At 74.6% G+C, this 6639-nt stretch carries 6 protein-coding genes and 1 riboswitch; of the genes, 2 read left to right on the top strand and 4 right to left on the bottom strand.

The features are described from left to right. Positions 1-363: 363 nt before the first annotated feature. From KJS59_RS23555 to KJS59_RS31405, 4 genes are all read right to left on the bottom strand, one after another. The gene (locus KJS59_RS23555; protein ID WP_249714780.1) at positions 364-960 is read right to left on the bottom strand and encodes a hypothetical protein; all 597 of its coding nucleotides are present in this window, start codon (positions 958-960) and stop codon (positions 364-366) included. Further along, positions 961-2103 carry a 16S rRNA (cytosine(1402)-N(4))-methyltransferase RsmH gene (gene rsmH / locus KJS59_RS23550; RefSeq protein ID WP_213455144.1) on the bottom strand — a complete coding sequence of 381 codons (1143 nt, stop codon included), beginning with the start codon at positions 2101-2103 and terminating at the stop codon, positions 961-963. It lies immediately after the preceding gene. Between the two features lie 273 nt (positions 2104-2376). Beyond that, a complete protein-coding gene (gene mraZ, locus KJS59_RS23545) occupies positions 2377-2808 on the bottom strand; it encodes a division/cell wall cluster transcriptional repressor MraZ (RefSeq protein WP_213455143.1) in 432 nt (143 codons plus the stop codon). 281 nt (positions 2809-3089) lie between these two features. Next, complete coding sequence (locus KJS59_RS31405) at positions 3090-3950, bottom strand: C40 family peptidase (protein WP_249714778.1); 861 nt, start codon at positions 3948-3950, stop codon at positions 3090-3092. A gap of 4 nt (positions 3951-3954) precedes the next feature. Then, positions 3955-4081: riboswitch (cyclic di-AMP (ydaO/yuaA leader) on the bottom strand. A 543-nt stretch (positions 4082-4624) separates the two neighbouring features. On the opposite strand from KJS59_RS31405, the gene KJS59_RS23535 reads away from it, so the two are divergent. Further along, positions 4625-5863: a Mur ligase family protein gene (locus KJS59_RS23535; RefSeq protein ID WP_249714776.1), complete on the top strand. Its 1239-nt coding sequence runs from the start codon at positions 4625-4627 to the stop codon at positions 5861-5863. Continuing rightward, a complete protein-coding gene (locus KJS59_RS23530) occupies positions 5853-6584 on the top strand; it encodes a type 1 glutamine amidotransferase (protein WP_213455141.1) in 732 nt (243 codons plus the stop codon). Before KJS59_RS23535 ends, KJS59_RS23530 begins: the two co-directional genes overlap by 11 nt. Positions 6585-6639 lie beyond the last annotated feature (55 nt).

The following is a 6639-nucleotide window of genomic DNA, read 5'->3' as shown; positions in this document are numbered from 1 at the left end:
GGGCGGGACCGGGCCGCTCCCCGGCCGGCGCGCTCCCCGCCCCCGTCCGGGCGCCCCGCGGCGACGCGCTCCCGGTCGGCCGGTGGCCCGGACTCCCGGACCGTGCGCCCCCTCGGGGTGTACGCCCGCGCGCCGAACATCCCGCCTCGGGACAGCCCCTCATCGCGGTCCGGGTCGCCGCCCGTTCGCCCGGGGGCGCCGCGCCGCGGTCCGGTGGGGCGCTCCCGGCCGGCTGCCGGGGACGCCCCACCAGACCGCTGGGGCGGGTCGGTGCCCCGGCGCGGCTGGCGGTACGGCGGATCGGGACGCCGAGCCTGGTTGTGTGACTCCCGGTGCGGCTCCGAGGGGCGCTGCGGCATGGGCTTACCGGCCCACCCGCTGCCCGGTGACCGGCGGGCCCGACGGCCCGCCGGTCGCGGTCTGATCGGCGGGCTGGTCGGCGGCCAGGCTGGCGGAGCCGCCCGCCGGCTGCGGCACGCCGACCACCTTGCCGTCCGGCAGCCGGATGTACGCGGGCACGCCGGCCGGCACCAGGCCCAGCTTGCGGGCCAGCGCGGCCAGGTTGCCCGGGTCCTCGTACTGCGCGATCTGCTGGTTCAGGCTCTGCTCCTCGTCGTTGAGCGCGGCCTGGCTCTCCTGCAGATCCTGCAGCTTGAACGCGTTCTCGTTGATCTTCGTGTTGAGCACCAGGATGCCCAGCACGCCGCCGACCACGGCCAGCAGAACGAGCACGATGAACGGCGTGCGCGGCACCACCACCGGCGCCGGCGGCGCGACCCGCAGCCGCGGCGCCCGCTCGCCGGCCGGGCTCTGCGCCCGGACCCGGCGGCCGGGGCGCGGTGCCAGCGCGGTCGCCCCGTCGCTCTCGAAGCGACCCGCCGCCGCGCGCTCCTCCGTGGTCCGGCCCCCCGACCGCGGCTGCGCGCCCGTCCCCCGCGGGTCGCCTTGCTGATACGTCATCTACCCTCCCCCTCTCTCCTCCTCGGGGCTCATCGGGCCGGCGGACTGTCCCCCCGCCGCCCGCCCGGTGATACCGCCCCGCACGTCACCGGCCTGCGCCTGCGCGGCGCCCGGCCCGCCTGGCGCAGCACCGCGGCGCGGCCGTTCGCGGGCGGCCTGCGCGGCGGTACGCCGCCGTTCGTCGATCCGTTCCGCGGCGCGCAGCCGGACCGACGCGGCCCGCGGGTTCGCCGCGACCTCCGCCTCGCCCGCCTGCTCGGCGCCCCGGGTCAGCAGTCGCAGCGTCGGCCCGGTGCCGGGCAGTTCGACCGGCAGGTCGACCGGCCCGGTGGCCCGGGCCCGGGCGGCGATGGCCCGCTTGGTGATCCGGTCCTCCAGCGAGTGGTAGGACAGCACCACCGCGCGGCCGCCGGGCGCCAGCGCGTCCAGCGCCGCCGGCAGCGCCACCTCCAGCGCGGCCAGTTCCCCGTTTACCTCGATCCGAAGCGCCTGAAACGTTCTTTTTGCGGGATTTCCTCCCGTTCTGCGGGCCGGTGCCGGAATCGACTCCCGGACCAGCTCGGCCAGCCGGGCGGTGGAGGTCAGCCGGCTGCGCTCCCGCTCCCGCACGATCGCGCCGACGATCCGGGCGGCGAACCGCTCCTCCCCGTACACCCGCAGCACCCGGGTCAGCTCCCCGGCCGGGTAGCCGTTGACCACGTCCTCCGCGGTGAGGCCGCGGCTCTGGTCCATGCGCATGTCCAGCGGCGCGTCCCGCGCGTAGGCGAACCCGCGGTCGGGCGCGTCGAGGTGCAGCGAGGAGACGCCGAGGTCGAACAGCACCCCGTCGACCTCGGCCAGCCCCAGCTCGGCGAGAACCTCCGGCAGCTGGTCGTACACCGCGTGCACCAGGTGCGTGCGGTCCGCGTACGGTGCCAGCCGCCGGCGGGCCAGCGCCAGCGCCTCCGGATCCCGGTCGATGCCGACGAGCACCGCCCGCGGGTGGGCCCGCAGCACCGCCTCGGCGTGCCCGCCGAGCCCGAGCGTGGCGTCCACGTGGACCGCCGGGCGGGTGGCCGAGGTGGCGAGGTCCAGCGCGGGGGCCAGCAGCTCGAGCGTCCGCCCGAGCAGCACCGGCACATGCGTGCCCCGAAGCTCCCCCACCGTCGACCCCCTTGCCGCAGCCACGCGACCCTGCCTGTCGCGCCGTGGTGGCCGCGGGCCGCTCGTCGTACCGCCAGATCCCCATCCGCTCACCGCCGTTCCCCGACCGGCGGTCGGTGCGGCCCGCGCCTGGCATCGGGGAAGAGATGTCAGGAGCGAGAGCGGCTGGAGATCTCACGGTGCGCCGGGCGGCCCGGTCCCGTGCGGCGTTCGCGCGCCGCTGGAGCACCGGCCGGTGCGGCACCTGGCGCCGGTGGGCCGGGTGCCCCCGCCCTACAGCCCGCCTGGCAGCACCCCCTCCTCGATGTCCGCGAACTCGTCTTCGCTCTCGGCGAGGTAGGTCTCCCAGGAGGTCCTGTCCCAGATCTCCACGCGGCTGCTCGCCCCGATGACCACCAGGTCCCGGTCCAGGCCCGCGTACTCCCTCAGATGTGCCGGGATCGTCACCCGGCCCTGCTTGTCGGGAACCTCGTCGTGCGCGCTGGCGAAGAACACCCGGCTGTACGCCCGGGCGGCCTTGTGCGTCATCGGCGTGGCCCGCAACTGCTCCGCGATCCGCTGGAATTCCGGCATCGGGAACCCGTAGAGGCAGCGCTCCTGCCCTTTGGTGATCACGACACCTCCCGCCAGCTCGTCCCGGAACCGGGCCGGAAGGATCAGCCGGCCCTTGTCGTCCAAGCGCGGGGTGTGCGTGCCGAGAAACACCGGCCCACCCCCTCGCGAACCCCCCGAGGCCGACGGGAACTCCCAGCCCCGCCATCGCCCTCCACTCTACTCCACTTCCCTCCACCCGCAAGGCGAATGCGCTCCATTGAGGCCGCCAGAAGGGTGAAAAGTGGCTGGTCAGAGGCGGTGGAGCGGAGTGGAGGGGCGCGGCGGGGCGCACCACGGGGTCCGCTTTCCGACACGATCGAGGGACCGGCGAATGCGCCGCGGGACGGACCGCCATAGGGTCCGCCCCGCTACATTCGTCCGCGCCCCGTCGGCTAAACCAGCCGGCGCACCACGTAGTTGTTGCCCCATATCTTCCGCTTGGCCACCCGGGTACCCGGCTTGGCCGCGTCGTAGATGTAGCCATCGCCGGCGTAGATGGCCACGTGGTACCCGTACGAGCCGCTGCGGAAGACGATCAGGTCGCCCGGCTGCGCCGCCGACTTCGCGACCGCCCGGCCGTAGTGCTGCTGGCTGTCGGCCTTGTGCGGCAGTTCGCGGCCGACCTTGTGGTAGACGAACTTGGTCAGGCCCGAGCAGTCGAATGCCCCCGGGCCCGCCGCGCCGAACCGGTACGGCTTGCCGACCTCCTTGCGCACCTCGGCGACCACCCGGTCGCCCACCGTGGACTGCGGGACGCCGGTGACCTTCACCCGGATCTCGCCGCTGTTTGCGCCCGGGACCAGGATCCGGTAGGCGGTCTCCCGGGTGGGCTTGCTGGTCAGCCAGGCGTTGCCGGCCGCCGAGGTGTTCATGACCTTGGCGGTCCGCCAGCCCTGGCCGACCGTGTACTGGATGGTCGCCGGTCGGTTGCCCAGCGCCTCGCCGGTGCGCCGGTCGACCAGGTGGGCGGCGACGAGCACGGACTGGCCGTACCGGACGGTCTTGCGGGTGAAGGTCGGTGCGACCCGTACCGCCTGGGCGGCCACCGGTTGGCCCGCGGTGACCGCTGCGGCCACCGGGCCCGGCGCCGCCCGCGGCACCGTGGCGGGCGCCGCCGAGGCGGGACCGCCGGAGATCAACTGGCCGGCACAGAGGCCGGCGCCGAGCGCCAGGCCGAGGGCCGAACGGGACAGGTGGGAGGAGCCGGATCCGGCCATGGGCAGCCGGTGCCGGCCCGCGTAGGACTCGGGCACAGTGAGATTCCCTCCGGACACGCCTGCGGAGTTAGCTGTTGGATTCGAGCGGGAAGGGTGTCGTCCGGCCGCGGTCGTGCGGCTTCACCCCGAGACCCGCGCCCCGCGGCCCGGCCAGGCGCTGCGGCCTGGCGGCCCGTGCGCCTCGGGCACGATGGCCCGCGGACACGGGTGGTGGCTCTCAGGCACGCCGATCGGCTCTGAGGCCCGGTGGCGCCGGGTCGATGTGGGTCCCCCGACCCCCTGCCCTGGATTCCGCGCGGGTTGACGACAGAACAATCGGCGCCGCCGGGCGGGCAGGGGCTCGGCGTCACCTGGTCGGCGCGGTCACCGAGCTGCGCAGCACGGCGACCCGGCCTCTGTAACGGTTTTCCGTGATAACGCTGAGTAATCACTCTTCCGTGGAGCGGATCCGGCATATTCCTCCCCACCCGGGGAAGCACGAGCTATCCGACATGTCACTACCGGCCACTCCCGGGCGGCCGGGCGTTGTCGAACGATCACGGCGAGAGCCCCACAGAAACTTTCCGTGACCGGTCGGGGCTCTCCACCGGAGACCCACCGGTCGGCTCCGAACGGTTGTCCGAACGGGCGACCAGAGGGGAGGGTGGATGACCGGTCGACGGCGGAGCGCCCAAGCCGGGGCGGGTCGCGCGTCGGGTACCCTCGCCGTCGTGCCCGACGCGAAGCTCCCCCTGCGCGCCAAGGTCGCCAGCCAGGTCTCCCGCACCGCCGCCGCGCTGTCCCGCGCCGCTGGCCGCGGCGACGGCTCGGTGATCGGCGGTTGGATCGGCCTCAAGATCGATCCGGACCTGTTGAAGCACCTCGCCACCGGCCGGCAGGTCGCGCTCGTCTCCGGCACCAACGGCAAGACCACCACCACGCGGCTCACCGCCGCCGCCGTCGGCGTGCTCGGCGACGTCGCCACCAACTCGTTCGGCGCCAACATGCCCAGCGGCCACACCTCCGCCCTGGCCAAGGCCGGCGCCACGCCGTACGCGGTCCTCGAGGTGGACGAGCACTACCTGCCGCAGGTGCTGGCGGCCACCGACCCCCGCGCGGTCGCCCTGCTCAACCTCTCCCGCGACCAACTGGACCGGGCCAAGGAGGTGGCGATGATGGCGCAACTGTGGCGCACCACGCTCGCCAACCACCCGAAGGTCGCCGTGGTCGCCAACGCCGACGACCCGATGGTCGTCTGGGCCGCCGTCGCCAGCCCCTCGGTGACCTGGTTCAGCGCCGGCCAGCGCTGGCACGACGACTCCTGGGTCTGCCCGGAGTGCGGGTCGCACATCGAGCGCGCCGAGAACCAGTGGTGGTGCACCGGCTGCCCGCTGCGCCGCCCCGAGCCGCAGTGGGTGGTCGAGGACGACGGCGTGCTGGACCCGCTGGGCCACTGGCACAAGGTCACCCTCCAGCTGCCCGGCAGCGTCAACATCGGCAACGCCGCCACCGCGCTGGCCGTCGCCGCCCAGTTCGGCGTCCGGCCGATCGATGCGGTGCCCCGGCTGGCCCGGGTCACCTCAATCGCCGGGCGGTACGCGCAGGTGCAGCGGGACGGCCGCATCGTCCGGCTGCTGCTGGCCAAGAACCCGGCCAGCTGGCTGGAGGCGTTCGACATGGCCGAGCGGGCGCCCACCCTGCTGTCCATCAACGCCCGCGACCCCGACGGCCGGGACACGTCCTGGCTGTACGACGTCGACTTCTCCCCGCTCGCCGACGGCCGCCCGGTGCTCATCACCGGTGACCGCGCCTACGACCTGGCGGTACGCCTCGAAGTGAACCGCGTACCGTTCCGGCACGTAACGTCCTTCGAGGACGCCGTCGCCGCCATACCTCCCGGCCGGCTGGAAGTGATCGCCAACTACTCGGCGTTCCAGGACATCCGAGCGGAGCTGAACCGTGTCAACTGACGAGTCGCGGATCCGGATCGTCTGGGTCTACCCGGACCTGCTCAGCACCTACGGTGACCGGGGCAACGTGCTGATCCTGGCCCGCCGGGCCGAGCAGCGGCGGCTGCCGGTCGAGACCATGGAGGTCCGCTCGGACCAGCCGGTGCCCCGCTCCGCCGACATCTACCTGATCGGCGGCGGCGAGGACGGTCCGCAGGCGCTCGCCGCCCAGCGCCTGGCCGCGGACGGCACCCTGCGCGCCAGCGCCGAGAGCGGCTCGGTCATCTTCGCCATCTGTGCCGGGTACCAGCTGCTCGGCCACTCGTTCTTCGCCAAGGGCGTGCAGTGCCCCGGCCTCGGCCTGCTCGACCTGCACTCCGACCGCGGACCCACCCGCGCCGTCGGCGAACTGGCCGGCGACATCGACCCCCGCCTCGGCCTGCCGCCGCTGAGCGGCTTCGAGAACCACGGCGGGCGCACCCACCTCGGTCGCGGGGTCAACCCGCTGGCCCGGGTCACCACCGGCGTCGGCAACGACGGCACCACCGAGGGCGCCTGGTTCGGCAAGACCCTCGGCACCTACTCACACGGCCCCGCCCTGGCCCGCAACCCCGCCCTGGCGGACCTGCTGCTGCGCTGGGCCATCGGCGCGGACCGCCTGCCCCCGCTGGACGACACCTGGCCGGACCGGCTGCGCGCCGAGCGCCGCGCCGCCGTCGCCGCTCCCGCGGGGCGCCCGTGACGGCCGCCCCGGTGACCGCGCTCGCGGCCACCCCGGTTGCCGCAGACGCGGCCGC

The organism is Rhizomonospora bruguierae (genome assembly GCF_018397995.1).
Taxonomy (GTDB): Bacteria; Actinomycetota; Actinomycetes; order Mycobacteriales; family Micromonosporaceae; genus Rhizomonospora; species Rhizomonospora bruguierae.
The sequence above is the reverse complement of the archived record's forward strand: the minus strand, read 5'-3'. Positions and strand labels throughout refer to the sequence as shown.

Coding starts and splice junctions, on each gene's coding strand:
- KJS59_RS23555 (WP_249714780.1), bottom strand. CDS start 960: ATGACGTATCAGCAAGGCGACCCGCGGGGGACGGGCGCGCAGCCGCGG.